This is a genomic window from Bradyrhizobium sp. CCBAU 11386, from assembly GCF_028128955.1.
GTDB lineage: Bacteria > Pseudomonadota > Alphaproteobacteria > Rhizobiales > Xanthobacteraceae > Bradyrhizobium.
In genome coordinates, this window is the sequence record NZ_LBKA01000210.1 from 1 (window position 1) to 24,340 (window position 24,340).

The following is a 24,340-nucleotide window of genomic DNA, read 5'->3' on the forward strand; positions in this document are numbered from 1 at the left end:
AAATCGGAATGGTGGGCGAGATCATCTCGGAATCCTGGGCGAGATCAAATCGGTACACCCGGGCGAGATCATCGGAATCCGCAAATTGACCGACCTGCTACAAATGCTGGGGCTTGGCCATTGTCTTTTGGCCGTAGGCGGCGTCTTGATCCTTTTCGGCTAGCTGGCCTATGCCTCGGCGCCGGGAAGACATTGGGCTGAAGGGCGAAGGGAAAATGAAGATGAGGACTCCCTCGATAGTCGCCGCCGCCGTCATAGGCTTTTCGGCCTCAGCCTTCGCTCAAACAGCAGTGCCGAAGGCGACCGCGGTGCCCAAGGCTACCAGCAAGCCGCACAAACAGCCGGCGGCCCCGATGGGTTGTAAACTCGTGGGAACAGTCAAGGGGACCAAGCTTTGGGCCGGCGACTGTGCGGCACCATCAGAGCTCAGGGGCGGCACACCCGACGCTGAACCCACAGCGCCAGCAGCACCTGCCGAAGAGCCCAAGCAATAGGAGATCGCTGCACCGATCGTGCGGAACGGTCGCAGCGCAGGCCGCAGGCACCGCTTCAAACGCGGAAGCCTGCGGCCGTTTGAACGATCAGGGCAGTTTCGTCGCCGGTATTCAAGTAGGGAGCAATATTAGCCCTCAGTATTGGCCCTTAAACTCAGCATAGCCTGACAAATGAAGCGGCCCCAGCCGGTATGGAACTGAGGCCGCCATGCTGCTCTACCAAATGTGCCCCGACCGGACTGGGGAGGCCTAGTCGGAGCGGATTCAAAACCCGTTCAAGCTTGATCGCGTTCCCCGATTCGTAAAATTTTCAGTGAATGCCTATCTTCGGGTTATGCGTATGGCGTACGAGCTTTGCCTGGCACCCCCCGGCAAGCAGGTCCCATCAGGGCCGGACTGGTTTCATGAGATCAAGGCCGACGGCTATCGGATGCTGGTCATCCGGGAGAACGATCGCGTGCGCCTGCTGTCGCGTAACGGCAGCGACTGGACCAAGCGCTATCCATGGATCGCCGAGGCCGCACTGAAGAACCGTCAGAAGCATTTCGTAATTGACGGCGAAGCTGTGATTCTCGGCGTCGACGGCATTTCCGATTTCAACGCGCTCCACTCCCGGAAGCACGACGACGAAGTCCAGCTCTACGCTTTCGATATTCTTGCCATGGGTAGCGACGATCTCCGCTCTTTGCCCTTGCACATGCGCAAAGCGAACCTCGAGCGACTTCTCGCGCGGCGCCCTGACGGCATTACGGTCGCGCCCTTCGAGCGCGGCGAGATCGGACCCGACCTATTCCGTGCGGCCTGCCGCATGGGCCTAGAGGGGTTGGTCTCCAAGCACCGGGATCGGCCTTACCGCGGCGGCCGGCAAAAGCACTGGATCAAAGTGAAGAACCGCAGTCATCCTTCTATAGCGCGGGTAATGGAAGGCTTCGCGTGAAGCGCGTCCGTATCATCCGACACTCGATCGTGCCCGACTGCGGCAGCTACGAAGTGCGCTTCCCGGACGGGCGGCCGTCCAAATATTTCTACTGGGATGACGTGCCCGGCCGCCGAATGCGCCCTGAGGTGGTCGATAGCACCGCGGCTGAGGAACAGGCGAAGACCCTCGCACGGGCTGAGCAGGACAAGCTAGAGAGGTCGCAGTAAGTACCAACGGGCAAGTGGTTAACTAAGCCGAATGGGAAAAGCCGCAGCGTGGTTCCAGCCCCACTGCGGCCATATCCCGGGCAACTTGAAATTGGCTGATACTTAAATCTCGCCGGTGTTCCTTCAGTAGAACACCCCGTTCCGAAATGGAGTCCGGACAACTACCGGAGTTCGACGTCTCACGGATTGCAGCTTAAGAGCGAGCGTGGCACAGCTTGCTTTCCAGCCCCCCAAGGCTCCCGGCTGCCGATCCAGTTGCGGATCAGAGCGCCGGGAGTACTAGGCCCGCCAGCGTGAACCGGCGGGCTCACCCCAACGTCACTTTTTCAGGCACAGACCTATCGTCGGTGGAGTGCCACATTTTCCGCCATCCGCACTGCCGCCACCGGGACAGAAAACTGAGACAAGAGTTTCGCTGCCATCGCAATTGACCGCGCCGTCGGCCTGCACCGCCCGGATGTTGACCGCCGCCGGATCGCCCTTCTCACCCTTGTCGCCTTTTGGCCCCTGCGGGCCCTGTGGCCCTTGAGCTCCGGCAGGTCCCTGTGGACCAGGAACTCCCTGGATACCCTGTGCGCCCTGCGGGCCGGCGGGGCCTTGCGGTCCTGGCTCTCCCTTAGGTCCGGGATCTCGTCCGCACCCGGCAAGCGCGAGGGCTGCAACCAGTGTCACTGCGGCAAGCACTTTTTGCATTTCATCTCTCCCTTGCCGGGAGATTAAACCGATTGCCGCGCGGTGCCGCAACAGAGAAGCCTGCCAGCACAAACCGGTGGGATCGTCACATCTCTGTGGCACGGGCGTTGCTCACATCGAGGTGGCTGGGATTGCTGGACCCAGTTTGGTACAGGGCGCCGCCGGGACAGTGTATTTCGAGCCCGGCGGCGTATCTTTTAGGGACTAGCGGCACAACCGACGGCGGTGTGTCGTCAGCCGCTGCCGGTCGCGCTTCCTGTGTGGAAGTCGCCATCGTCGTACTTCTTCTCGAATTCAAGAGGCATCGCATGGAGATGGTACACGGCGAAGAGAGCTAAATTTCGCTTCTCACAGAGCCGAGGCTCACCATCCGTATTGCTTCCGAGCTGCGCAGTGATGCGACCCATATTCGCCAAATCGCGCAGGTCGCCCTCCATCTGATGGTAGGCGACGGCGTCCTTCTGGTCACGTTCGGCCATCGCAGCGTCGGGCTGAGGAAATCGAATGGTGTTGCTCATTGCCCCCTCTCCCACCTTGCTTCGCGGCGAGATCAAATAGCTCCGTGAGGAGACCCGCCTTCGAACTTACACGGAAAGTGAAGCGTTGCACGATCGAGACCTTGTCGAGCGTCTTATGGCGCATTGAACATTGGCATCGAGACGGTCCACAGCAATGCCAAGTCTAGGGCACGGGGTCGGGATCATTATTCTCGACGGCAAACGGAAGCTCAGAGAGGTCACGTAGAGGCGAATTTTACTTGTCCAATCCTATGAACCAGCAGCGCAATCGGAATGCCACCTTATGTGGGCTTTGTCGTCATCCTGCGACCAGCCATCGCCCATCTGTATTAGAATGGGTCCATTCTTGGGTCCGGGGGGCGGTCCGGCCGCAAAATTGCGCGCACGGAGAGAGCTTCACACGATGTGGCACCGGTTTGCATATCCGATGTCCGAACTCTCAACAGCAGTCCACGAACTTCTAGTCACCAGCAGCTTGGGCTGACCATTTAACCTCGACCCGTTAACCCGTCCTGCCATTAATCACGCCAGCTTAGGCCCCCGCTCAGTTCGAGTTCGGTCGTCTTTTCGAAACGAATCGAACCGCCACCTTTCGGGGTGGACCACGTCTTTGCGCCTGACCGATGGCGGTTCGGAAGACACGATAACTTCGGTCTGGCGAGCTTAGGCGTGCCCGCTTCTTGGGTGGCGCGATCTCGCCCTTTTGAATTAGCCTGCTGCCCGCCTCCCACTCATCCTTGAACGCCTGCAAGGCAGGCATTTCCGCCGGCGAGCGCGGTGGCTCAGGGCCGCTAGTAAGGGCGGCGTTCGCATCGATCCGTTCTTGAACCACTTCGGATCCCTTGGACCAATGAGAGCGCCCCCAAGAAGTGACCCTTTCGGCTCATTCGCGTCTCGCCCCCCGCTTGTGCCCGGACAGCTATCTAGTTCTTCCCACAGGCCGTGAGGCGCGTCGCTTTGGCTTCCGAAAGCACATGGTCGCCCGTTCCCCTCTCCTCGCGGGGAAAGCGTCGCCAGTCCAGCGTATCCCACCGCGGCGCTTTCGGCACATCCCCGCTTGCCTCGGCTGCCTCGCGAGCCACCTTCAGGAACACTGAGCTGCTGCCGGTTTGATGGACACCGAGATTGGGTGTTTTATCAAGCCGGAGGTTGGTCATGCAGAGACGGAAGTTCAGCCGAGAGTTCAAGATCGAAGCGGTCAAGCTTGTCAGGGAGCGCGGGGTGTCGGTGGCGCAAGCCGGCCGGGACCTGGGGGTTCATGAGAACGTACTGCGCAAATGGGTGAAGGAGTTTGGCTCTGACCCGGTGCAGGCCTTTCCCGGCCATGGGCAGATGAAGCCCGAGCAGCAAGAAATCGAGCGGCTGCGCCGCGAGGTTGCCAAGCTGAAGGCCGAGCGGGATATCCTAAAAAGGGCCGCAGCCTACTTCGCGAAGGAAGCGACATGAAGTTTGCCTTCGTCGCGAAGCACCGGACGATCTGGCCGGTGGCATGGCTATGCGATGCGCTGGGAGTGTCGCGGTCGGGCTTCCATGCCTGGCTGAACCGCTCGCCCAGCGCCAGATCCCGCAGCGACGAGGAGCTCGGCGGCAAGGTCAAGGCCAGCTTCGTCGCCAGCGACCGCACCTATGGCGCATGCCGGGTGTGGCGTGACCTGCTCGCCGATGGGGCGGACTGTGGCCTCCACCAAATCGAGCGGCTGATGCGCCTGCAAGGCTTGCGGGCGCGGCCGCGACGTCGGCGCTTGCCGAAGGATGACGGCGATCGACAGCTTGAGACCGTACCGACGAATCTCCTTGACCGGCAGTTCGCCGCCGAGCGTCCCAACCAGAAATGGATCGCCGACTTCACCTATCTCTGGACGGCCGAAGGCTGGCTCTATGTCGCAGCGGTAATCGACCTGTTCTCACGCCGGGTGGTGGGCTGGTCGATGAGCGCCGCCATGACGGCACAGCTCGTCACGGACGCATTGTTGATGGCCGTCTGGCGACGCGGCAAGCCGGATGCGCTGCTGCATCACTCCGACCAGGGCAGCCAGTACGCCAGCGAGCAGTTCCAGCGCCTTATGGCCGACCACGGCATCGTTTGCAGCATGAGCCGTTCCGGCAACGTCTGGGACAACGCGGCGATGGAGAGCTTCTTCTCCTCGCTCAAGACCGAGCGTACGGCCAACAAGATTTATAGAACCAGAGACGAGGCACGCGCCGATGTGTTCGACTACATCGAACGATTCTACAACACGACCCGCAGGCACTCGACCATCGGCTATCTCAGCCCGGTTGAGTTCGAGCGCAAGGTGGGATTAGCTTAACCAGGTGTCCATCAAACCGGCAGCAGCTCAGCCATCTATTAATCTCAGCCCAATCGGCATCCAAGAGACTCGAAGCATCGACGACTTCCAACGGCTCAGTCTTCATTATGTTAGCCTCAGTAGGATCAACGGCTGTCATGCTGGTCTTTCGTAACTACCTTCGCTGTTAGCGCGTCCTGAATGACCTTCTCAGAAAATCCTAACGCCTTCCAAGCTTCAATCAAAGAAAACTCCAGTTCCTGATCCGTCATCCGCGTGAACTGTCCCGGCTCCCCGATTTCATGACGTTTGACCAGCATACCTTGTATCTGTGCAGCCAATCGCAAACCGCTGTTCGCCTGCGCTAAATCCGGCCGAAAAATTGGCGACCCATCCAAATTGGTAAGCTGCCGCCCATGCTTGTCGTAGACCGGCAGGCCACGTATCGCCATGTCGATGGTGTGTCGAAGCCGAATGATGATCCAACTGTCGCTCAGAGCGGCCTTCTCGATAGCAAGCTCTCGAATCCTCGATTCTCGAGCAACGCGGTCTGCGACTATTTCTTGGACACGCTGCGTGACTGCGCGACTGGTGCACAAACGATGAGCGTTCGCCGGCTGGAAAGTGTAACCACCCGCGCGATACGCATCAGCTTGAGTTTTGCCGTTTGCAAGTGCTTGGGCCACCATCTCGTGGCTGGGTTTGTGCAGGGCTGGCATCGGACTGCTTCTAAGTTACTGCCTTGTCCTAGCTTATCATAAAATTATCAAATGTGAGAAACCTGCGGAGCTCATTAGAACAATTGCCGACCGGGACCGAAGCTCCAAGCCCGCGATTGGCAAGCTTATGTCGCCCCATGGCGCCGATCAGACTCCGGCGCCCCTGCTCTCGTCGAGCTCTCGCCGGCGCGCTCACTGGCTTGATAGCCACGGCTAAAATCTACGGTAGCCCTGAACGTTGCGGAACTATTGCACCCGGGCGAGCATCCGGCGGAAACGAGCAAGTGCGACCCCGAGGAAGATTACGCCAAGCACAACAATCGCGACGAGATGCCGCCAGACCAGATCGATTTCGGCGCCCCTGCACAACACCGACTGCGTGAATTGCACGAAATGCACGGCGGGTGAGATCTGAAGGGCAACCTGGAGCGGCCCCGGCATGGCTTCGAGTGGCGAGGCCCCGCCCGACAGCATGTTGAGGATGAGGAACACCGGAATAGCGAGCAGTGCGAACTGCGGCATGGTGTTGGCAATGGTCGCTAGCAGGATGCCGAGCGAGGCGATGGCGAAGAGATAGATCATCATGCCGGCGACGAATAGCGGGATCGAGCCCGCGATCGGCACTTGCAATATGCCCTGGATCACGATGAGCAGCGACAGCGTGCCGAAGGTCGCCACCACCAGCGCGTTGGCCCAGATCTTCCCGGCGGCGATCTCGTGCGCGCGGACGGGCATGACCAGAAGGTGCTCGATGGTGCCCCGCTCGCGCTCACGAATGACCGCGGCGCCGACCAGTAGAATGGTCAGCATTGTTAAGTTCTCGACCAGTGCGTTAATGGCCATGTGCCAAAAACCTTCGAGGTTTGGATTGAAGAAGGTGCGCTCGACGCTGCGCACCGGCAGCTCGCGCTCGATGCCGCGAGAATGCAGGTAGTTCGTCGTTTCCTGCTGTAAAATCGCGGACACGTAGCCACCACCGACTGCCGCTTGGGTCATGGCGGTGGCGTCGATGTCGAGCTGCACCGCCGGAGCGCGCCCGCTAAGCACATCAGCCTGGAACCGCGCCGGGATGTCGAGCACGAAGGCATATCGGCCTTCGTCCATCAGCCGGTCGACGGCCGAGCGGTCGATCGCGACGGGCGTACGGAAATAAGGCTGCAGCAGCGCGTCCGCAATGCGGATCGACAGCACCGAACGATCGGAATCAACAATAGCAATGGGCGCGTTGTTGACGTCGGTCGTAATCCCAGTCGCCTCGTTGTAGACGCTGAAGGAGAACGAATAGACAACAAAAGATGCCAGCATGACGTCGCTGGCAAGGCTTGCGAGCTCCTTGACGCCGAGGTGGAACACGTTGGTGAGCCAGCGGGTCACGTCAACCCTCCTGTTTGCGCAGCAACAGGCTCGCCGCCACAAGATAAGTAAGGCCGAAGGCGAGCAGGATGAGATGGTTGGGATAGAGTTCGGCGAAGCCGCGCGCCTTGGTGATGGTGCCCAGCGAGACGTTCTGAAACCAGAGCGCCGGAAAGCTCATGCCGATGAAGCGGCCACTGCCCTGCAGGGCGGCGGCCGGATAGAGATAGCCGGAAAAGTTGATCGCCGGGACGGTGCTGATGATGGCGGTGATGATGATTGCGGCGATTTGGCTGCGCACGAAGACGGACACGAGAATGCCTAACGCAGTGCTGGCGAAGATGTAGGCCACGCCGCCAAGCGCAAGCGCGACAAGCGAGCCCTTGACGATGACGCCGAAAGCGAGGCTGGCCAGCGCCAGCAGGCTGACGAAGCTTGCGCAGCTGAAGAGAATGTAGGGTATCTGCTTGCCGAGCAGGAACTCCGCCACCGTTGCTGGCGAGGCGTAGAGATTGGTGATCGATCCGAGCTCGCGCTCACGCACGACGCCGAGGGCGGCTAGCATCGACGGGAACAGCACCATAAAGATCATGATCAGCCCGGGCGTCAGCGCGAATACGCTGCGAAAATCTTGGTTGTAGCGAAAGCGCGGCTCGAGCTTGGCCGCCAGGAGATCCGGCACCACACCACGGGTTCGATGGGCTAAATCCTCCGCATAGGAGAGCACGATGCCGTCCACGTAGTTGCGCGTCGTCTCTGCACGGAAGGGCGCGGCACCGTCGAGGAAGAAGGCGACCTCGGGCCGGCGGCCGGCGACGATGTCGCGGCCGAAGCCCGGCGGGATGTCGATCACTAGGCGCAGGTCTCCCGCGCGCAGTCGGCGATCGACCTCCGCCTCGCTCTGCAAGGGGATCCTCTGCTGGAAGTAGCGGGACGCTGCAAAATTCTCGACCAGTTGCCGGCTGTCGGCGCTATGGTCACGGTCGAGCACGGCAAAGGACAGATTCTCGACGTCGAAGGTGATGCCGTAGCCGAAGGTGAGGAGCAGCAGCAGCGGGCCGAGCAGCGCGAAGCCCAGCCGCACCCAGTCGCGCATCATTTCGCGCATCTCGCGGTAACCAAACGCCCACATGCGCCGCAGCGATGCATGTAGGCCGGCGGGCGATAACGGGCGTGCAACTGCCGACGTCGTCCAGACGGTACGCGCCTCTTCGACCGTCCCGCCGGGATCTGCTTCCTCGAGATAGGCGATAAAGGCGTCTTCCAGACTAGCAGTGCCCTTGGCCTGCCGCAGCTCCTGCGGCGTGCCGACCGCAAGCACCTTGCCGGCATGCATCAGCGAGATGCGGTCGCAACGCTCGGCCTCGTTCATGAAATGCGTCGACACGAAAATGGTGACGCCGTCGCGCCGCGACAGTTCCCCGAGTAGGCGCCAGAACATGTCGCGCGCGGCCGGATCTACCCCGGAGGTCGGCTCATCGAGGATCATCACCTCGGGGCGGTGCAGACAGGCGACGGCGAGCTGCAGCCGCTGACGCATGCCGAGCGGCAGACTCGGGGGTTTGCTGCTCGCCGCCTCGACCAGGCCGAAATGCTCGAGAGCCCGGTCGGCGACCAGCTTCACCTCCGCTTCGGGAATCCGATAGAGACGTGCATGCAGCTCGAGATTTTCGCGGACCGTCAGCTCTTCGTAGAGCGAGAAGCCCTGAGACATGTAGCCGACGCGCAGGCGCGAGGCGAGGTCACCCGCCTCAACGGGACGCCCGAGTAGTTCGGCGCGCCCGTCGCTGATGTCCAGCAGGCCGGTGAGCATCTTCATAGTCGTGGTCTTGCCGCAGCCGTTCGAGCCGAGGAAGCCGAAGATCTCGCCGCGCCGGATGCTGAAACTGACATGATCGACGGCAACGAAATCGCCGAACCGGCGGGTCAGCCCCTCCGCAACGATGGCCGGCTTGCCGTTTGCGCTCGGCGGCAAATGTGCGCGGGGCACCACCTCAGCCGCGACGCTGCCGCCATGCAGCGCGATATAGGCTTGCTCGAAATGCTGGGTTCCGGTCATCCTCAGGAGCTCGGCGGGTGCGCCCTGCGCCAGCACGCGGCCGGCGTCGATAGCGACGACGTGGTCGAAGCGCTCGGCTTCCTCCATATAGGCGGTGGAGACCAGCACCGTGAGCTGCGGACGCTGGGCGCGAATGTCGTCGATCAACCGCCAGAATTGTCGCCGCGACAACGGATCAACACCGGTCGTCGGTTCGTCGAGGATGAGGAGATCGGGATCGTGGATCAGCGTGCAGCACAACGACAGCTTTTGCTTCATGCCGCCTGAGAGCTTGCCGGCCGGCCTGTCGGGAAACCGAGCAAGGCCAGTCGCTTTCAGCAGTTGATGGATGCGCGCCGCACGCTCGGCCGCCGACTGGCCGAACAGGCGGCCAAAGTAATCAATGTTCTCGGCGACCGAGAGACTCGGATAGAGATTGCGCCCGAGGCCCTGCGGCATGTAGGCGATGCGCGCCATGACGTCGTCGCGGTGTGCGCGCGCGGAGATGTCGCCGCCCAGCGTCCGGATGCTACCGGTCTGTAGGCGGCGCACGCCGGCGATCAGCGCCAGCAGTGTCGATTTGCCGACACCATCCGGTCCGACCAACGCGGTTGCGCTGCCGGCGCGGATGGACAGGCCGATATCGGCCAACGCGGTTACCTTGCCGTAGCGGTAGGCGACCTCGCTGACCTCAATCGCGAGAGACTCAGCCGGCGACATCGGGCAGCCGCACGGCAAGCCAGGCGGGCCACGTCGCGTTCGGCCTCACCTGGACATAGGCGTTGCCGCTGAGGCCGGCCTTGACGAAGTCGCGATAGGTGTCAAGCAGCTTCGGATCAATGGCAAGCTTGACGCGGTACATCAGCTTCTGCCGCTCGTTCTGCGTCTCGACCGTTTTCGGCGTGAACTGCGCCTCGGCCGCGACGAAGGAGACGCTAGCGGGGAACACTGCGTTCGGAACCGAGTCGAGCACGATGCGCGCTTGTGAGCCGAGTGCGATCCGGCCGCTCTCTCCGGTCGGCAAGAAGACGGTCATGTAGACGTCGGACAGATCGAGGATGGTGACCACGCGGCCACCCGCTGCGACCACTTCGCCGGACTGAACCAGCTTGTATTCGACGCGGCCGGACACGGGGGAATGCAGCTCGGAATCGTTGAGCATCGCCTCAATTTGCGCGACCTGGGCGTCGGCGGCCTCCCTGGTGGCATTGGCTTCGATCAGGGCCGCACGCGCAGCCTCGATCTGCGCGGCGGCGACGAGGCTTTGCGCCCGGCGCCGTTCAAGATCGGCCCTGGTTCCGGCGGACGTCTGCTCGAGGCGAGTAGCGCGCAGCATCTCGACGTCGGCGAGGTCGTGTTCCGCCTTGCGGATGTTAATGTCGGCCTCGGCATGGGCAATGGCGGCCGCGGCGCGCTGAACCGCAGCCTTGGCGCCGGCGAGTTGTGCGCGCAGCTCAGCGGTATCGAGCGCCGCGACCAGTTCGCCCTTCTGGACGGCATCTCCTTCCCTCACGCGGACTTGCGCCACCCGCCCGGGCAATTTGGAGGCGATGTCGACGCGCGTCACTTCGATGCGGCCGTTAGCGGTCGCAAGCCCGTCAGGGGTTTGCACCGCCATCACTTGCGTCCAGTAGAGATATCCGCCCGCAGCGAGTGTAACCAGGACGGCGACAGCAAAGACAGCAGGGCCACGCATGTTGAACGCCATATCTTCGATACTCCGATCGAATGCTTTGAGTATCCTCAGATGCTCGGAGCGGCCTTGAGTTAGCTCAATGGCGACAGTTCCCGGCTACCCTCCAGTAACCGAACGCGTATGTGCGAGAGCAACTGCCCCACGCTACAATTGCACTGCTGAATTCACTTTTTCTTGAATGGGTAGCGGGCAGCATCGGTTGGATTTGCCTGACGTCGGTAATGTCGTGAGTGCCGCCGAGAATGCGCAGGGTACGCAGAGATCGATGGACGCGCCGTGGTCGGCGATAAATTTCCCCTGCACCCACTCTGTCGCAAGTTGCGCAAGCGTGCCGGTGCAGGTCAGCACGATCGGTTGACCAGCCTCACGGATGGCGCCCAATGTCGGATCAATCAGTGGGGGCACTAGGCGGGGTTCCGCGAGCGGCGGAACCCGACAGATGACTGCTCAGCCGCTATCTGCGCCTGAACGACACCGGGAAGCTGAAATAAGGTCGCGTATGGTGAGCAGCCGCCTCTCCGGCTAGGTGACCAGCTCACGGTGGCTAAATCGCTTCTACGCGGCATGACTAGCCCTTTAACACCCTTTTTGCTGCGGAGGCAGGTCAAGCCTCATCCGGAAGAAAGTCGGACTCCACGAATAACTGATTGCAGTGTTGCGCTTGACGTGGTGGCCACAAACAGCAGCACGTCGACTGGTCCATGTACCTCCCTCGCAAATTCCTTCTTCCACCAGTAAGACCTTCCTGAAGGCTAGAACTTTGAATGTGTATCGTTGAAGGTGTTCATTGATAGTGTATGTTCATCACCGGCGATGTTTCTCACATCATCACGGGCGATGAATCTGGATCCATCGCCGGCGACTACCTTGTTGCTCGCAGATCCATCGCCGGTGATGATTTATTTTTGCGTTTGAGCGGGCCATCAAGGCGCTCAACCTTTCGCAATTCACGCCGGTGAATTAGCAAGTCCAACATTGAATTTACGTGTCCGAAAAGAAAAGTGACCTTCAGACCACCACGCCATCGCGTCCAGGCTATCCAGCCCAATTTTTTCAATGCCTGTCGGTGCCTGTAGACCTCTGCGCTCGAAATCCCCGTCTTGTCACTAATCGTCCTGTCACTCAAAATTGCTACGCCCGTTTCTGCGTTTGCATGCTGAATGATGCAGTACGCCACCTCAAACGTTCCCGGCTTTATCCGACTGTCCACCGAGACACAGTCGAGCCATTCGAGCTTTTGGGACGTCCAACTTCTCTGCCGAGCCTGATCTATTTCGGCCATATTCCGCCCACCTAACCGATGTTCTCCTCGGCCGGTGCGGCGGCCTTGCCCGCCGTGCCGAGTTGGACATGCGGTTCAGGGAAGCGTTCGGGAAGCGACAGCATCTGCTCCACGGCTGACGCATCAATTCGTCCCGCGTGCTGGTACGCGCGCTGACGCAGCACCTCCGCAGTCCGGCAGTATGACCTGCCACGCCAATCGTCCCTGCGCGACTTTTTTGGCGATCCTCGGTGTTGAAGGATCCATTGGATTCGGTCTTGGCATTCAATGATCCGCCAGTTTTCATTGAGCACTACGACGACGAGATTGTAGTCGTCGGAGGATTCCCGGTTATTCATTTGGCGCCCACCCGCGCCAGCATCTGATCGAATGCCGCTTTCGGGACGCGAATCAACTTCCCGATTCGGATCGTGGGAATGTCCCCGCGCTTTGCAGCCTCGTAACTGGCGTTACGTCCCAATCCGAGCAAGGCGCCCGCTTCCGGCACCTCGTAGACCAGTCTTTTGTCGTCGTTCGACCCGTTTTCCATTGAAGGCTCCAAATTAGTGTAGATCTACACCATTTTGCACGCTTCAGACCGATCCATCAACAAAATAGTGGTGGACACCACCTCTAATCCCTTTTAGTCTGCTCCCGTCATGATCAGTTTAAAAAGCTATTTGCCGGTTCTAGCGGATTATCTGGATCTGACCCCGGACGCACTTTACGAGCGCCAGCGCGTCTTGGTGCGGTCGAAGGTGCTGAAAGCGGTCGCAGGCCGAGGGCCGGGCAGCGGCATTCGCGCTATGCCCGCAGCGGTAACGCAATTGCTCCTCGCGGCACTAGCGACCGATAGCCTTGCGGAGACAGAAGACAGGACCAAAACATTAGGGAGAGGTATCGCTGAGCACGACATTTGTCCCCTAACCGGTGCTAAGGATTTTGCTGGCGCGATCGAGTTGATTTTGTCCTCAGCAGCTTTAGCAAAAAAAATTTCAACTATTGTTGTTGCTCGGGCAAACCTTAAGGCGACGATTCATTACACAGAACGAGGACGCAGGTATCCTCAGCCAAGCGCTTTCGGGAAGCGACCCGTTTTGAGAGGCATTCATCGCCTGACTGTAGAGGCACGCCTCCCCGGCCAGGCGGTGCAGGAAATTTGCGACAATCTGCAGCGCATAGTTGGCGATTATCCGACAAACGCTCTGTTCGAGGAATTTGAAGCGACTCTGAACAGTCGACGATTTTTGGTAGAAGATCGGTAGGAGGTTTGATCATTGACCGCTCAAAGACGGACCAAGAGATCTTTTGGTGACGGCTCTATCGATCAACGCGGCGAGAATTCTTTTCGACTTCGTTATCGTGTGAACGGCCGACGTTACACCGTGACCTTTCACGGCCCGCTGACGGACGCTCGTAAAGAGTTGCGGCGCCTTCTCCATGATGGTGATACGGGCGACCACGTTGAGCCGTCTAGGCTCACGGTCGGGAGTTGGATCGACCAATGGTTGGCGGCCGAGGCACCGGGGCGCCGTCGCAAGAAAGTCAGTCAGCGGACGTTAGAACGATACGCTCAGTTGCTTAGGACACATGTAAAGCCGGCTCTTGCTGACAAGAAGCTACAGAAACTGCGCGCTCCTGACATCGACAAACTTTATGCGGATATTGAGCGCAAGGGTGAGATCGCGCCACGGACGGCGCATCACGTCCACGTAGTCTTTGGTGCCTGTTTGGCGACGGCATATCGTAAGGGTATCGTCGCGAACAACCCGATGGCGCGTGTGGAGCGCATTCCAAATCCTGAGCGCCAAACCTTCAATGATGACGAGCTCGACACCGACGATATTGGTGAGGGTTTGGATGAGACCGAGTTGGCGCGACTAATTGCCGGGTTTGAAGGGTCCAGCCTTTACCCCATAGTAGTGCTTGCTGCGGCTACCGGAGCTCGCCGTAACGAGCTGTTGGCCCTTCGCTGGACTGATCTAGACGTGGGAAATGCGACCCTGCGGATCGAGCGTGCGTGGGAGCAAACACGGAAATTTGGCCTTCGGCTTAAGCCGCCAAAGACTAAGCGCGGCCTGCGCACTATCGAACTTGACCCGGCGACCATGGCCATGCTCGGCCAAGAAAAGGAGCATCAACAGCGGATCGTCGCAAGCATTCCCGATAGCCTCTCGGTTGATCTGTCGCTCATCAAATTGCCGACGACCGCTCTTCTATTCCCGACCGTGCCCAAGGCCGGCGACGACTTTGATTTCTCCAAGCCACGCAACCCTCGCAATTTCTCTAAGGAGTTTGCCCGGCGCGCCGATTTAGTGAGGAGGAAGGCTGGGGAGGCCGATCTGCCCAGCTTCGGCAAGACGCGGTTTCACGACCTCAGGGGCATACACTCTACAGCGCTATTGGACGCTGGTATTCCAGTTCACACCGTTGCTCAACGAATCGGTGACGATCCAGCGGTTCTGCTCCGAAATTATGCAAAGCGGAAAAGATCCAAGAAGGCAAATAAGTCGGTCGCCGCGGCTATCACAGCGTTCGCCTCTGAATTCCTGAAGAAATAGACTGACGCGGATAGGCCTGACGGCGATGGTTGGACCCAAACGTGGACCCAAATGGGCCAGAACGGTAGAGGACTAGGCGAGCTGAATAGAACAAATTGGGATTAGTAGGCGTTGAAAATGCTGTACAATCAAACTGAACGATATCAGTCGGGACCGCCCGCTGCGTATTTCAAGACCGGTGCCTTAAACCACTCGGCCACCCTTCCAAACCCGGAATGGCTGTCGCTTAACGCAGTCGGCGGCGCAAGGCAACGCGAAGTTCGCGCCCTGCCTCAAAGCCTTCGCGGGATACGATCTGTCAGGCGCGTGTCAGCCTGTTCCTCTAGCCTAGATTTCTCAGCAATCCCGGACACTGGCGACATCTCCCAGGGCGTCGCTGGTTGCGAGGCCCGGTTGGAGTCGTCTCCATGTCCGGGCCTCGTTTGCTGGCGCGCAAAAGAAAACGCGGCGCCCCATGGGAGCGCCGCGCGAAGTTCGTTGATTGTTGCGCTGGCTCAGTAGCCGCAGGACGCGCAGCCCATCTGCACCGGGGCGTAATAGGAATAGCCCGGCGAGACCATCTCGACGCGCTGGCGCGTGGCGTATTGCGGCGGGATGCGCTCGTACTGGACGCTGGGCGGGGCGACCATCACGGTCTGCGGCACCATCACGGTGCGGTACTGCGCCGGCGTGCGGTGCGCGACCACGGAGCCCGGCGACACCATCACGGTCTCGTCGACGGTGTGGTATTGCGGAGCGACGTATTGCTGCTGATAGCAGGTCGTGCACGGCGGCGGCGTGTAGCAATTGTAGCAGCCGGCGGCGGCTGCGCCCGTCATGGAAATCGCGGCGACGACTGTTGAGAAAACGACAGCAAGAGTACGAGACATTATTGTGGTGCCCCAGTTGCCCGAAATGATTTGCGAAGGTCGCCGCAGTATACGCCGCAAAATCCCGAGCTGCCGAACTTCGTGGAGGCATCCTTAATGCGAACGGCCGGCTTTCGCCGGCCGTTCAGGACTCGTTGACCATGCACGCGAAGCGCGAACGATGCAGCGCTCAGTTCGAGCGGCGCTTCACCTCGCGCACCGCGCCGCGCGCGGCGCTGGTGGTGAGCGCAGCATAGGCCTGGAGCGCGGTGGAGACGTTGCGCTTGCGGCCCGTCGCCTGCCAGGCGGCGTCACCCTTCGCCTCTTCCGCCGCGCGGCGCCTGGCGAGCTCCTCGTCGGAAACCTCCAGGGTGATGCTGCGGTTCGGAATGTCGATCGCGATGCGGTCGCCGGTCCGCACCAGACCGATGTTGCCGCCTTCGGCGGCTTCCGGCGACAAATGTCCGATCGACAGGCCGGACGAGCCGCCCGAGAAGCGTCCGTCGGTGACGAGCGCGCAGGCTTTGCCGAGGCCCATCGATTTCAGATAGCTCGTCGGATACAGCATTTCCTGCATGCCGGGGCCGCCACGCGGACCTTCGTAGATGATGACCACGACCTCACCGGCGACGACCTTGCCGCCCAGGATGCCGTCGACGGCCGCGTCCTGGCTCTCGAACACGCGCGCGGGGCCGGAGAATTTCAGGATCGAGGCATCGACGCCGGCGGTCTTCACGATGCAGCCGTCCTGCGCGAGGTTGCCGTAGAGCACGGCGAGACCGCCGTCCTTGCTGAAGGCGTGCGCGAGGTCGCGCACGACGCCCTTCTCGCGATCGGCATCGAGCTCGTCGTAGCGGCGCTCCTGGCTGAAGGCAACTTGCGTCGGGATGCCGCCGGGCGAAGCGCGATAGAAGGTGCGCACCGCCTCGCTCTTGGTGCGCTTGATGTCCCAGCGCTCCAGCGCGTCGGCCATCGTCGGCGCATGCACGGTCGAGACCGAGGTATCGATCAGGCCGGCGCGATCGAGCTCGCCCAGAATGCCCATGATGCCGCCGGCGCGGTGCACGTCCTCGACATGCACGTCGGCAACGGACGGGGCAACCTTGCAGAGCACGGGCACGCGGCGCGACAGGCGGTCGATGTCGCGCATGGTGAATTCGACCTGCCCTTCATGGGCCGCCGCCAAGAGATGCAGCACCGTGTTGGTCGAGCCGCCCATCGCGATGTCGAGCGTCATCGCGTTTTCGAACGCCTTGAAGTTGGCGACGTTGCGCGGCAGCACCGAGGCGTCGTCCTGCTCGTAGTAGCGGCGGACGAGATCGACGATGGTATGGCCGGCCTCGACGAACAGCCGCTTGCGGTCGGCGTGGGTCGCGACCACCGTGCCGTTGCCGGGCAGCGCCAGGCCGAGCGCTTCGGTCAGGCAGTTCATCGAATTGGCCGTGAACATGCCCGAGCAGGAGCCGCAGGTCGGGCACGCCGAGCGCTCGATCACCTTGACGTCCTCGTCGCTGACCTTGGAGTCGGCCGCGGCCACCATGGCGTCGATCAGGTCGACGGCCTTGGTCTTGCCCTGGAGCTTGACCTTGCCGGCTTCCATCGGCCCGCCCGAGATGAACACGGCGGGGATGTTGAGCCGCAGCGCGGCCATCAGCATGCCGGGCGTGATCTTGTCGCAATTGGAGATGCAGACGAGGCCGTCGGCGCAATGGGCGTTGGCCATGTACTCGACGCTGTCAGCGATCAGCTCGCGCGACGGCAGGCTGTAGAGCATGCCGTCATGGCCCATGGCGATGCCGTCATCGACCGCGATGGTGTTGAACTCTTTCGCCACGCCGCCGGCCTGCTCGATCTCGCGGGCGACGAGCTGGCCGAGGTCCTTGAGGTGGACGTGGCCGGGCACGAACTGGGTGAAGGAGTTGACGACCGCGATGATCGGCTTGCCGAAATCGCCGTCCTTCATGCCCGTCGCGCGCCAGAGGCCGCGGGCACCCGCCATGTTGCGGCCGTGGGTGGTGGTGCGGGAGCGATAGGCTGGCATGGCGGTTTCCGTCCTCGGTTTGGGGGCCTGAGCGGGCAAATTCGGAAGCCGCCTCAGGCCTTTCCGGCCGGATAGCGCACGGGGGCAGCCCGTGCAACGGGAACTTGGGCCCAAGTGGGCCGGATCAGGCTTATCGCAGGCCTCCCCTGCTCCCGACGCGGCCTCTTCGTAGCCCGGATGGAGCGAAGCGTAATCCGGGACGGGTCTCGCCGCGGTGCGTACTCGCCCCGGATTGCGCGGAGCCTGTCATCGGGCGACGGCTTTGCGCCGACCCGTTGGCTCCATCCGGGCTACAGGCTTCGCCTTCCCCTATTGCAGGGTCGGATCGAGCCGGTCGCGCAGCCAGTCGCCGATCACGGAAACTGCCAGCGTGGTGACGACGATGGTGGTCGCCGGCGCCAGCATGATCCAGGGCGCCCGGGTCAAATATTCCCGGCCATAGCCGACCATGTTGCCGAGGCTGGTCATCGGCGGCTGCACGCCGAGGCCGAGGAAGGACAGGCCCGACTCCATCAGGATCACCTCGGGGAAGACCAGCGTCGTTGACACGATCAGGGTCGAGGCGATGTTGGGCAGGATATGCCGGAGGTAGATCCGCGACGGCGTCGCCCCTAACTGGCGGACCGCGGCGGCATAGCCTTGCGCGTTGGCGGAGATCGCCAGTCCCCGCGCGATGCGGGCATAGCGCTCCCAGCCAAAAAATCCCATCAGGCCGATCAGCAGCGGCAGCGAATTGCCGAAGAAGGCGAGCACGGCCAGCGCCATGATCAGGAACGGCATGCTGGCCTGGAAGTCCGACAGCATCAGCACGAGCTGCTCGACGAACCCGCGAAAATGCGCGGCGAGAAAGCCGAGCGTGGTGCCGACGATCGCCGAGATCGCGGTGGCGCCGAACGCGATCAGCAGCGAGATGCGGATCGAGACGAGCAGCCGCGACAGCACATCGCGGCCGAGCTCGTCGGTGCCGAGCCAGTGTGCGACATTGCCGGGCGACGCCAGACGATTGCGCAGGTCGAGCTGCGTGAAGCCGTAGGGCGCGATCTTCTCGGCGAGGGCCGCGATCACCAGCATCGCGACGATCCAGCTGACCGCAAGCGCGACAGACAGCGGGATCGCCGGCAGGCCGATGCGGCGGCGGAGAGCGATGTCCTTCAGCGTCGCGTCGGTCATGCATGCGCTCCCTTGGCGCGCAGCCGCGGATCGAGGAAGCCGTAGAGGAAGTCGACGATCAGGTTGGACGTGACCATGGTCAGCGCGACCAGCAGCAGGATGCATTGCACGACGGCGAGGTCGCGGTTGGCGACGGCGACGACGAGCAGGCGCCCGACCCCCGGCCACGAAAACACGCTCTCGACCACGACGGCGCCCGCGATCAGCGTTCCCACCATGAAGCCCAGAATAGTGACGGTCGGGATCGCCGCATTCGGCAGCGCATGCGAGGTCACCACCTTGCGCCACGGCACGCCCTTGGCGGACGCCGTACGGATATAAGGCTGGCCCAGCACCTCCAGCATCGCGCTGCGGGTGAAGCGCGCCAGCACCGCGGCACCGCCGAGGCTCAGCGTCGCGATCGGCAGGATCGCGTGGCGCCAGCTGTCCTGTCCGCCCGACGGCAGCCATCCCAGCTGCACGGCGAAGACCAGAACCAGGATCAGCGCGAGCACGAAGCTCGGCACGGTGAAGCCGGCGACCGCCGTCATCATCACGGCGCGGTCGATCGCAGAGCCGCGATGCAGCGCGGCGTAGATGCCGGCGGGAACGCCGAGTGCGACCTTGAAGAAGAAGGCCGGCAGCGTCAGGGCCAATGTTGCAGGGATCCGCTCCAGCACGAGCTGGATCGCGGGGCGGCCGTCGCGCATGGAGCGGCCGAGCTCGCCCTTGGCGATGGCGCTGAAGTAATCGAGATACTGGAACCAGATGGGATCATCGAGGCCCCAGGCCTTGCGGAAGGCCGCGATGACCTCCGGTGGCGCTTCCGGTCCCAGGATCATCAACGCAGGATCGCCTGATAGCCGCAGCACGACGAAGGCGAAGGTGACGACCAGGACGATCGTCAGGGCCGCACGTCCGATCCGGATGGCTAGATAACGCCCCATCACGCGGCGTCCCGTGTTTCGACCTGCGGACCCGTCACCAGATGGCACGCGACCTGCCTGTTGACGCCGACGGCCGAGAGAGCCGGCACTTCGCTCGCACAGCGCGCGATCGCACGCGGGCAACGCGGATGGAAGGCGCAGCCTCGAGGGCGCGCGGCCGGGTTCGGCGGATCGCCCGCCAGCACGATGCGGCCCGCGCTGCGGCGGCCCGGCGCCGGCGAGGCCGAGACCAGTGCCTGCGTATAGGGATGCTCCGGCCGCGCGAACAGATCGTCGGCGCTGCCGATCTCGACGATGCGGCCGAGATACATTACGGCGACGATATTGCTGATCTGCCTGATAACGCGCAGGTCGTGGCTGATAAAGAGCAGCGTGAGACCAAGCTGAGCCTGAAGATCGGCGAGCAAATTCACCACCTGCGCCTGAATCGAGACGTCGAGCGCGCTGACCGGCTCGTCGCAGACGAGGAAATCAGGTTTTGTCGCCAGCGCCCGCGCCAGCACGATGCGCTGGCGTTGTCCGCCGGAGAGTGCGCCCGGATAGCGCGCGCCATGCGCGGGTGTCAGCTCGACGGCACGCAGCAACTCGCGCACCCGCTCCTCACGCTCGGCCGGCTGGCCTACCCCGTGAATATCCAGCGGCTCGCGGATCTGGGCGGCGACCGGCAGCCGCCGGTCCAGCGCACCCAGCGGGTCCTGAAAGATCATCTGCATGCGCGCGCGTTGTGCACGCCAGGCAGCCGTCCCGGGTGCGGCCATTGGCTTGCCGTCGAACCGCACCTCGCCGCCATCGGGCGGCTCGAGGCCGAGCACGATGCGACCCGTGGTGGATTTGCCCGAGCCGGACTCGCCGACGAGGCCTAGCGTTTCGCCCTTGGGGATGGCCAGCGACACGCCGTCGACGGCATGGACGGCCGTGCTGCGGCCAAACATCCCGGAGCGCATGCTGTAGCTGCGCGAGATCGCGGCCACCTCGACGAGCGGCGCGCTCATTCGGCGGCGATCCCGAGCAGCGCGCGGCGCGAGGCCTCGGCGCGGATGCATGCGACCGCACGGTCGTTCGCGATCGGTGCCAGGCTCGGCGCGGCGAGGCCGCACGGCTTAGCCGCCAACGCACAGCGCGGCGCGAACGCGCAGCCATCAGGCATATTCGCGGGATCGGGCACCGTCCCGGGAATGGCAGTGAGGCGCCGCCGCGGTCCGTCAAGCGGCGGCAGTGCGCCGATCAGGCCCTGCGCATAGGGATGCACGGGATCGGCGAAGAGCTGGTTGGCCGGCGCCTCCTCGATGATGCGGCCGGCATACATCACCGCCACGCGGTCGCAGTTCTCGGCGACGACGCCGAGGTCGTGGCTGATCAGGACCATCGCCATGCTCATCTCGCGGCGGATCGACGAGAGCAGCTCCAGGATCTGGGCCTGAATGGTGGCGTCGAGCGCGGTGGTCGGCTCGTCCGCAATCAGCAGGTCGGGATTTCCGGCGAGCGCCATCGCGATCATGATGCGCTGGACCTGACCGCCGGAGAATTCGTGCGGATAGGCCGACAGCCGCCGCGCCGCGTCGGGAATGCCGACGAGATCGAGCAGCCGTCGCGCTTCGGCTTTCACCGCTTCTCCGGAGAGATCGCGATGCAGCGCCAGCGCCTCGCAGAGTTGCCTGCGGATCGTCAGCACCGGGTTGAGCGCGCTCGCCGGATCCTGGAAGATCATGGCGACCCGCCCGCCCCTGACCTGATCGAGCTCGGCGGCGGGCGCGCCCAGTATTTCACGTCCGTCGAGCCGCACCGAGCCCGAGACCCGCGCATGCCGCGGCAGCAGGCCCAGCGCGCCAAGCCACGTCACCGACTTGCCGGAGCCGGATTCGCCGACGAGGCCGAGGGCCTCGCCCTTGCCCAGGGCGAGATCGACGCCACGCAGCACCGGCACGCCGTTGAAGGCGACGCTCAGGCCTTCAATGCTGACCAGCCGCGACACCTCAAACCTCGAAATTGCCGGCGCGGAAATCCATCGCGAAGGCGGGCGAGGCCTTCCACTTGATCGATTTCGGCTTGGCCGTGAAGGTCGCATTCTGGTGCAGCACCGTGTAGGCGGGGTCCTCGCGCTCGGCGATCTCCAGCATGCGGCGGAACGCCTTCTTGCGCGCCGCGCGGTCGGTCGAGGTCTCCAAAAACTCCGAGAGCGTGTTCAGCTCGGTGTTGGTCCATTCGCCGATCTGCTGCTGCTGGCCGTTCGGCCCGTGCTGGGCGACCAGCGAGGATACCGGATCGTTGAAGGCGGCCGAGTTCGACCAATCGCGCACGGCGCGGGTCGGGGCACGTTCCATGATCTGCGACCAGTTCTCCTTGGTCTCGATCTGGACGTTGAGGCCGACCGATTTCCACATCTCGACCAGGATCTGCGCGGTCGCGACCTGGTTGGTGTAGTAGTTGTTGAGCAGGCGATAGGGAATCGGATCGCCCTTGTAATTGGCCTGCTTCAACAGCTCCTGCGCCAGCTTCGGATCATAGGCCGGCACGCTCCAGTCGGCGTTGAACATGTCGCCATAGAATTCCCACTGAAGACCCTTCGGCACGCGGGTGCGGCCGGCCCACAGGCTATCGACGATGGCCTGGCGGTCGATCGCATGGGTGAAGGCGCGCCGCACCAGCGGATTGGCGAGCTGGGCGTGGTTCTTGTCGAACACGGTCAGGCGGTGATTGAGGATGGTGCCGCCCTGCACTTCGAACGCCGCGTTCTTCTCGATGCCGGCGATCTGGTCCGGCGGGATGTCGCAGGCGAACTGGTACTCGCCCGAGAGCAGCCCGTTGATGCGGCTCGCGACTTCAGGCACTTCGAGGAAGCGGATGCGCTTGAGCGGCGGACGGCCGCCCCAATATTCGTCATGCGCTTCCAGCGTCAGCGAGACGTCGGGCTTGAGCTCGACGACCTTGTAGGGCCCGGTGGTAACAGGCTTGCGCGCCCAGTCGAGATAGCTTGCGGATTCGTCCCAGGCGCGGCGGTTCACGATGTCGGAGCCGTAGCGCGACAGCCTGCCTTCGATGGTGACGTCAGGCGTCGCGTTGTAGAAGCGCACGGTGTACTTGTCGACGGCGTCGACGCGCACCAGGTCCGGCCAGATGCGGCGCGCGACCGCGGGCACATCGGGCGGCAGCTCCTTGCCCGGACGCGGCGTCGGGATCTTCTCGAAGGCCTGGATGGTGGAGCGGCTCTTGGCCTCCGTCTCGCCGAACATGCGCTCGCGGCTGAAGCTGAAGACCACGTCCTCGGCCGTCAGCTCGTCGCCATTGTGGAATTTCACGCCCTGGCGCAGCTTCACCTCGACGGTCTGGTCGTCGATGCGGCGCCACTCGGTCGCAAGGCCCGGCACGGCCTCGAGGCTGCCGCGCCAGTTCTTGGAAATCAGGCCCTCCCAGATCGAGGAGAAGAACACGCGCTCGCCGACATTGGACTGCTCGCGCAGCACGTCGAGCACATTGGAGTTGGTCACTTTCTGCACGGCAATCGTCACCGAGGGACGATTGTCGCCTTGCGCGATGGCAAAGCGCGGCAGCAGCAGCGTGCCCGCGGCCGCGGTGCCGGATTTCAGGATGGTGCGACGAGTGAGTTTGCTCATGACGATAAGCCCTGCCCTTGATGAGGTCGGTTATTCAGCGAGGCCAAGCGCGGCGAGATGGGCTGCGCCGGCGCGGACGTCGTCGTGGTTGCGGAGTTCGAGGATCAGCCGCGGGTTCGAGGTCAGCCGGCCCAGCGCGCGGAACACGGCGACCCACGGGATGTTGCCTTCGCCCGGCGCCCAGTGCCGGTCGGCGAAGCCGTCGGTGTCCTGGAGATGCACATGCGTCAGCATGTCGCCGGCGGTCTCGACGTAGTAGTCGACCGGCGGCGCGCCGGTGGAGATGTGCGCGTAATTGGCATGCCCGGTGTCGAGCGAGACGCGGACCTTGCCGCTCTCGAGCGCCTTGGCGAGGCGCACGCGGTCGCGCGGGTCCTTGTCCTCGATGTTCTCGATGACGATTTCGCAGCCGGTCGTCTCGGCGCGAGCGATCACCTCGGCAAGCGTCGCCCTGACCCGTTCGACCAGATTACCGCGATTGTCCGGATAGAGATCGAGATTGTTGTGGTCCCACGTCGTGAACGGCGAATGGATCACCATCTGCGTCGCACCGAGGAACTCGGCGGCCTCCAGCCCCTGGAGCAGACGCTTGGTCACCGCCTGTCGGATCATCGGATCCTGGCTGTCGATCTTGAAGCCCCAGAACGGTCCGTGGATGCCGAGACGGCCGGTGTGGCCCGCAAGCATCTGCTTGATGTCGCCGGCGGTCGCGCGCCAGTCGCTATCGAGGAGATCGGCGCGGAAAAAATCCTGGATTTCGAGATCGCGCTGTCGTTCCAGAAGCCAGTCGCGATGCGCGGGGATCGATTTGATGGACAATGCGGCGCCCAGTACCGGCTTCGACATGGCTTGCTCCTTCGCCGTCAGCGATGACGGGAGCAGCGCTAGACCAGTTCAATGACAGGCCCGTGAAATCGAGGTTCCGCAGCATCGAGGAGATGTGGACATCTTGCGCATCGCCAGCATCGATCTTGTGC

Annotated in this window: 22 protein-coding genes; 6 read left to right on the forward strand and 16 right to left on the reverse strand. The window is 62.7% G+C overall.

What is annotated here, in order from left to right; translation table 11 throughout:
- Positions 1 to 834: 834 nt before the first annotated feature.
- Together XI09_RS16480 and XI09_RS16485 are read left to right on the forward strand one after the other, a co-directional pair.
- Positions 835 to 1,431: an ATP-dependent DNA ligase gene (locus tag XI09_RS16480; RefSeq protein ID WP_442869600.1), complete on the forward strand. Its 597-nt coding sequence runs from the start codon at positions 835 to 837 to the stop codon at positions 1,429 to 1,431.
- Positions 1,428 to 1,640 carry a hypothetical protein gene (locus XI09_RS16485; protein ID WP_271567750.1) on the forward strand — a complete coding sequence of 71 codons (213 nt, stop codon included), beginning with the start codon at positions 1,428 to 1,430 and terminating at the stop codon, positions 1,638 to 1,640. Before XI09_RS16480 ends, XI09_RS16485 begins: the two co-directional genes overlap by 4 nt.
- A 926-nt stretch (positions 1,641 to 2,566) precedes the next feature.
- Here XI09_RS16485 and XI09_RS16490 read toward each other — a convergent pair.
- On the reverse strand, positions 2,567 to 2,851 hold the full coding sequence (locus XI09_RS16490) for a hypothetical protein (RefSeq protein ID WP_271567751.1): 285 nt from the start codon (positions 2,849 to 2,851) through the stop codon (positions 2,567 to 2,569).
- A 923-nt stretch (positions 2,852 to 3,774) separates the two neighbouring features.
- Entirely contained in the window at positions 3,775 to 4,008 is a 234-nt protein-coding gene (locus XI09_RS16495; RefSeq protein WP_271567752.1) for a hypothetical protein, read from the reverse strand.
- On the opposite strand from XI09_RS16495, the gene XI09_RS16500 reads away from it, so the two are divergent.
- Positions 4,007 to 5,160, forward strand: a protein-coding gene (locus XI09_RS16500) for an IS3 family transposase (protein ID WP_271567753.1) whose coding sequence is annotated in 2 segments (ribosomal slippage) — positions 4,007 to 4,256 and positions 4,256 to 5,160 — 1,155 coding nt in all. Because the reading frame shifts where the segments join, the coding sequence is not laid out codon by codon here. The genes XI09_RS16495 and XI09_RS16500 overlap by 2 nt on opposite strands.
- 125 nt (positions 5,161 to 5,285) lie before the next feature.
- Here the strand turns inward: XI09_RS16500 and XI09_RS16505 are convergent.
- From XI09_RS16505 to XI09_RS16520, 4 genes are all read right to left on the reverse strand, one after another.
- A complete protein-coding gene (locus tag XI09_RS16505) occupies positions 5,286 to 5,858 on the reverse strand; it encodes a hypothetical protein (protein WP_271567754.1) in 573 nt (190 codons plus the stop codon).
- A 246-nt stretch (positions 5,859 to 6,104) separates the two neighbouring features.
- Positions 6,105 to 7,232 (reverse strand): ABC transporter permease, encoded by a 1,128-nt coding sequence (locus XI09_RS16510; RefSeq protein ID WP_271567755.1) that lies wholly within the window; start codon positions 7,230 to 7,232, stop codon positions 6,105 to 6,107.
- Between the two features lies 1 nt (position 7,233).
- On the reverse strand, positions 7,234 to 9,969 hold the full coding sequence (rbbA, locus tag XI09_RS16515; protein WP_271567756.1) for a ribosome-associated ATPase/putative transporter RbbA: 2,736 nt from the start codon (positions 9,967 to 9,969) through the stop codon (positions 7,234 to 7,236).
- Entirely contained in the window at positions 9,956 to 10,945 is a 990-nt protein-coding gene (locus XI09_RS16520; RefSeq protein ID WP_271567757.1) for an HlyD family secretion protein, read from the reverse strand. The genes rbbA and XI09_RS16520 overlap by 14 nt, the downstream gene beginning before the upstream one ends.
- Before the next feature lie 797 nt (positions 10,946 to 11,742).
- Here XI09_RS16520 and XI09_RS16525 point away from each other — a divergent pair.
- On the forward strand, positions 11,743 to 11,904 hold the full coding sequence (locus XI09_RS16525; protein WP_271567758.1) for a hypothetical protein: 162 nt from the start codon (positions 11,743 to 11,745) through the stop codon (positions 11,902 to 11,904).
- 334 nt (positions 11,905 to 12,238) lie between these two features.
- On the opposite strand, the gene XI09_RS16530 is transcribed toward XI09_RS16525, so the two are convergent.
- Positions 12,239 to 12,565 (reverse strand): hypothetical protein, encoded by a 327-nt coding sequence (locus tag XI09_RS16530; protein WP_271567759.1) that lies wholly within the window; start codon positions 12,563 to 12,565, stop codon positions 12,239 to 12,241.
- Positions 12,562 to 12,756: a helix-turn-helix domain-containing protein gene (locus tag XI09_RS16535; protein ID WP_247362011.1), complete on the reverse strand. Its 195-nt coding sequence runs from the start codon at positions 12,754 to 12,756 to the stop codon at positions 12,562 to 12,564. The genes XI09_RS16530 and XI09_RS16535 overlap by 4 nt, the downstream gene beginning before the upstream one ends.
- A 109-nt stretch (positions 12,757 to 12,865) precedes the next feature.
- On the opposite strand from XI09_RS16535, the gene XI09_RS16540 reads away from it, so the two are divergent.
- Together XI09_RS16540 and XI09_RS16545 are read left to right on the forward strand one after the other, a co-directional pair.
- Positions 12,866 to 13,471 (forward strand): hypothetical protein, encoded by a 606-nt coding sequence (locus XI09_RS16540; RefSeq protein ID WP_271567760.1) that lies wholly within the window; start codon positions 12,866 to 12,868, stop codon positions 13,469 to 13,471.
- 12 nt (positions 13,472 to 13,483) lie between these two features.
- Entirely contained in the window at positions 13,484 to 14,767 is a 1,284-nt protein-coding gene (locus XI09_RS16545) for a tyrosine-type recombinase/integrase (protein ID WP_271567761.1), read from the forward strand.
- A 494-nt stretch (positions 14,768 to 15,261) separates the two neighbouring features.
- Here XI09_RS16545 and XI09_RS16550 read toward each other — a convergent pair whose 3' ends face one another.
- The 8 genes from XI09_RS16550 to XI09_RS16585 form a co-directional block, all read right to left on the reverse strand.
- Positions 15,262 to 15,585, reverse strand: coding sequence for a hypothetical protein (locus XI09_RS16550; protein WP_271567762.1), 324 nt, complete (start codon positions 15,583 to 15,585; stop codon positions 15,262 to 15,264).
- A 220-nt stretch (positions 15,586 to 15,805) separates the two neighbouring features.
- On the reverse strand, positions 15,806 to 17,656 hold the full coding sequence (gene ilvD / locus XI09_RS16555) for a dihydroxy-acid dehydratase (RefSeq protein ID WP_271567763.1): 1,851 nt from the start codon (positions 17,654 to 17,656) through the stop codon (positions 15,806 to 15,808).
- A gap of 309 nt (positions 17,657 to 17,965) precedes the next feature.
- The gene (locus XI09_RS16560; protein ID WP_271567764.1) at positions 17,966 to 18,826 is read right to left on the reverse strand and encodes an ABC transporter permease; all 861 of its coding nucleotides are present in this window, start codon (positions 18,824 to 18,826) and stop codon (positions 17,966 to 17,968) included.
- Positions 18,823 to 19,752, reverse strand: a complete 930-nt coding sequence (locus tag XI09_RS16565; protein WP_271567765.1) for an ABC transporter permease — start codon at positions 19,750 to 19,752, stop codon at positions 18,823 to 18,825. Before XI09_RS16565 ends, XI09_RS16560 begins: the two co-directional genes overlap by 4 nt.
- Positions 19,752 to 20,744, reverse strand: a complete 993-nt coding sequence (locus tag XI09_RS16570) for an ABC transporter ATP-binding protein (RefSeq protein ID WP_271567766.1) — start codon at positions 20,742 to 20,744, stop codon at positions 19,752 to 19,754. The genes XI09_RS16565 and XI09_RS16570 overlap by 1 nt, the downstream gene beginning before the upstream one ends.
- Positions 20,741 to 21,724, reverse strand: coding sequence for an ABC transporter ATP-binding protein (locus XI09_RS16575; RefSeq protein WP_271567767.1), 984 nt, complete (start codon positions 21,722 to 21,724; stop codon positions 20,741 to 20,743). The genes XI09_RS16570 and XI09_RS16575 overlap by 4 nt, the downstream gene beginning before the upstream one ends.
- Position 21,725: 1 nt before the next feature.
- Positions 21,726 to 23,363, reverse strand: coding sequence for an ABC transporter substrate-binding protein (locus XI09_RS16580; RefSeq protein WP_271567768.1), 1,638 nt, complete (start codon positions 23,361 to 23,363; stop codon positions 21,726 to 21,728).
- Positions 23,364 to 23,393: 30 nt separating this feature from the next.
- On the reverse strand, positions 23,394 to 24,209 hold the full coding sequence (locus XI09_RS16585) for a sugar phosphate isomerase/epimerase family protein (RefSeq protein ID WP_271567769.1): 816 nt from the start codon (positions 24,207 to 24,209) through the stop codon (positions 23,394 to 23,396).
- Between the last annotated feature and the right edge of the window lie 131 nt (positions 24,210 to 24,340).

Excerpts from the sequence above, each read along its gene's own strand:
- XI09_RS16480 (WP_442869600.1), top strand. The coding sequence starts at position 835 with ATGGCGTACGAGCTTTGCCTGGCACCCCCCGGCAAGCAGGTCCCATCA.
- XI09_RS16490 (WP_271567751.1), bottom strand. The coding sequence starts at position 2,851 with ATGAGCAACACCATTCGATTTCCTCAGCCCGACGCTGCGATGGCCGAA.
- XI09_RS16495 (WP_271567752.1), bottom strand. The coding sequence starts at position 4,008 with ATGACCAACCTCCGGCTTGATAAAACACCCAATCTCGGTGTCCATCAA.
- XI09_RS16505 (WP_271567754.1), bottom strand. The coding sequence starts at position 5,858 with ATGCCAGCCCTGCACAAACCCAGCCACGAGATGGTGGCCCAAGCACTT.
- rbbA (WP_271567756.1), bottom strand. The coding sequence starts at position 9,969 with ATGTCGCCGGCTGAGTCTCTCGCGATTGAGGTCAGCGAGGTCGCCTAC.
- XI09_RS16520 (WP_271567757.1), bottom strand. The coding sequence starts at position 10,945 with ATGCGTGGCCCTGCTGTCTTTGCTGTCGCCGTCCTGGTTACACTCGCT.
- XI09_RS16525 (WP_271567758.1), top strand. The coding sequence starts at position 11,743 with ATGTTCATCACCGGCGATGTTTCTCACATCATCACGGGCGATGAATCT.
- XI09_RS16530 (WP_271567759.1), bottom strand. The coding sequence starts at position 12,565 with ATGAATAACCGGGAATCCTCCGACGACTACAATCTCGTCGTCGTAGTG.
- XI09_RS16535 (WP_247362011.1), bottom strand. The coding sequence starts at position 12,756 with ATGGAAAACGGGTCGAACGACGACAAAAGACTGGTCTACGAGGTGCCG.
- XI09_RS16540 (WP_271567760.1), top strand. The coding sequence starts at position 12,866 with ATGATCAGTTTAAAAAGCTATTTGCCGGTTCTAGCGGATTATCTGGAT.
- XI09_RS16550 (WP_271567762.1), bottom strand. The coding sequence starts at position 15,585 with ATGACGGGCGCAGCCGCCGCCGGCTGCTACAATTGCTACACGCCGCCG.
- ilvD (WP_271567763.1), bottom strand. The coding sequence starts at position 17,656 with ATGCCAGCCTATCGCTCCCGCACCACCACCCACGGCCGCAACATGGCG.
- XI09_RS16560 (WP_271567764.1), bottom strand. The coding sequence starts at position 18,826 with ATGACCGACGCGACGCTGAAGGACATCGCTCTCCGCCGCCGCATCGGC.
- XI09_RS16565 (WP_271567765.1), bottom strand. The coding sequence starts at position 19,752 with ATGGGGCGTTATCTAGCCATCCGGATCGGACGTGCGGCCCTGACGATC.
- XI09_RS16570 (WP_271567766.1), bottom strand. The coding sequence starts at position 20,744 with ATGAGCGCGCCGCTCGTCGAGGTGGCCGCGATCTCGCGCAGCTACAGC.
- XI09_RS16580 (WP_271567768.1), bottom strand. The coding sequence starts at position 23,363 with ATGAGCAAACTCACTCGTCGCACCATCCTGAAATCCGGCACCGCGGCC.
- XI09_RS16585 (WP_271567769.1), bottom strand. The coding sequence starts at position 24,209 with ATGTCGAAGCCGGTACTGGGCGCCGCATTGTCCATCAAATCGATCCCC.